This is a genomic window from Actinosynnema sp. (assembly GCF_052038725.1).
Genome location: NZ_JBQGCX010000418.1, coordinates 1 through 2,083 on the forward strand (window position 1 = coordinate 1; position 2,083 = coordinate 2,083).

The 2,083-nt window shown below is 76.9% G+C and carries 2 protein-coding genes; both read right to left on the bottom strand.

Annotation, left to right across the window (positions count from 1 at the left end):
* On the bottom strand, positions 1–859 hold an 859-nt coding region (locus ACTUAL_RS08485), incomplete at its 3' end, for an aminotransferase class V-fold PLP-dependent enzyme (RefSeq protein WP_440899860.1).
* The coding region (locus tag ACTUAL_RS08490) for an MFS transporter (RefSeq protein WP_440899861.1) at positions 856–2,083 on the bottom strand (1,228 nt) is incomplete at its 5' end. The genes ACTUAL_RS08485 and ACTUAL_RS08490, both read right to left, overlap by 4 nt.

Genomic DNA, 2,083 nt, shown 5'->3' on the forward strand with positions numbered 1-2,083 from the left:
CCCGGTACCCGTCGTCACCGATCCGCCGCAGCACCGCCCACGCCGCCGCCACAGGTCCACCCGAACGTGTGGACTGCATGGTCGTGTTCAGCATCGTGTAGCCGGGCCAGTCCGCGCTCGCGAAGAACTGCGCCCGCCGCAACCCGGCGTCGGCGTGCAGCAGCACCGACACCCCCTTCGGGCAGTACGCGTACTTGTGCAGGTCCACCGACACGCTCGTCACCCCCGCCACCCGGAAGTCGAACGGCGCCACGTCCGCGTGCGGCAGCACCCACCCGCCGATGCACGCGTCCACGTGGCACCGCACCCCGCGCTCCGCCGCGACCGCGGCGATCTCCGCCACCGGGTCCACCACCCCGTGCGCGTACGACGGCGCGCTCGCCACCACCAGCACCGTCGTCGCGTCGACCGCCGCCGCCACCGCCGCCGGGTCGGCCCGGAACGTCACCGGGTCCACCGGGACGGCCACCACCCGCACCCCGAAGTAGTGCCCAGCCTTGTGGAACGCCGCGTGCGCCGTCTCCGGCACCACCACCGACGGCCGCGCCACGTCCGGCCGCGAGTCGCGCGCCGCCAGCACCGCCAGCAGGCACGACTCGGTCCCACCCGACGTCACCGTCCCGACCCCGCCGCCCAGCAGCCGCGCCGCCGTCGCCACCACCTCCCGCTCCAACCGCAGCAGCGACGGGAACGCGGTCGGGTCCAGCCCGTTCGCGGGCGCGGCCAGCGCGTGCGCGGCGGCGGCGAGGGCGTCCAGCCCCGGCAGCGCGCTGTCGTACACGTAGGCCAGGGTGCGCCCGCCGTGCGTCGGCAGGTCGGCGGCGCGCAGCGCGGCCAGCTCGGCCAGGGGATCGGTCACCGGGGAGTCTCCTCACGGGGCAGCAGCGGAAGGGGCAGCACGGCCAGCAGCGCGGGCAGCGCGGTGAACCCGACCAGCGCGGCCAGCACCGCGCCGCTCGTCTGGGTGACGTCCCCGCTCGTGCCTGCCGCGTACCCGCCCACGGCCAGCACCACCCCGTACGCGCCCGGCCCCAGCGCCAGCCCGAGCGTCTCGCCCGCCGTCCACACCCCGGAGAACACCCCGGCGCGCCGCCCGTCGACCGAGCTGATCACGTCCGGCAGCATCGCCATCGGGAACACCTGCATCCCCGCGTACCCGACGCCCGCCACCGCCATCACCGCCACCACGGCCCCGACCGGCAGCACCCCGGACGCCCCCAGCCCGGCCGCCGCGACCGCGAACACCACCGAGGCCACCACCAGCCCGGTCCGCTTGCCGACCCGCCGCCCCACCCGCTGCCACAGCGGCATCACCAGCAGCGCGGGCCCCACGAACGCGGCGAACAGCGCCGTCTGCGCCGACCGCTCGCCCAGCACCAGCCGCGCGAAGTAGTCCACCCCGGCGAGCATCGCGCCCAGCCCCACCGCCTGGACCGAGAACACCGCCAGCAACCGCCGGAACGCCCGGACCCGCAGCGCCGCCAGGAGGTCGCGGGCCGAGGGAGCGGCCGGGTCCCGCCGCACGGGCGCCCCGCGCGTGCCCACCACCGAGGCCACGGTCCCCACCAGGATCAGCACCCCCACCGCGAGGCCCATCACCCGGTACCCGTCCGCGCCCCCGACCAGGTCCCGCACGGCGGGCGCGCCCGCCCCGCTGACCAGGATCGCCAGCGCGAGCACCGCGACCCGCCACGCCAGCAGCCGGGTGCGCTCGTGGTAGTCGTCGGTCAGCTCCGCCGCCATCGCCACGTAGGGCACCTGGAAGAACGCGTACGCGGTGGCGCACAGCAGGAACACGACGGCCACGTACGCCGCCGCGCCCCACCCGTCGCCGACCCCGGCGAACAGCGCCGCGAACAGCGCGGCCGTGGCCGCGCCCCCGCCCAGCAGGAACGGCCGCCGCGCCCCCACCCGGTCGCTGATCCGCCCGGCCACCGGGTTGAACAGCACGTCCCAGGCCTTGGGGACGAGCACCAGCGCGCCCGCGACGGCGGCGGGGACGGCGACCCAGTCGGTGAGGTAGGGCAGCAGGAGCAGAACGGGGACGGTGCCGAACGCCCCGGTGACGAGGGAACCCAGCGCG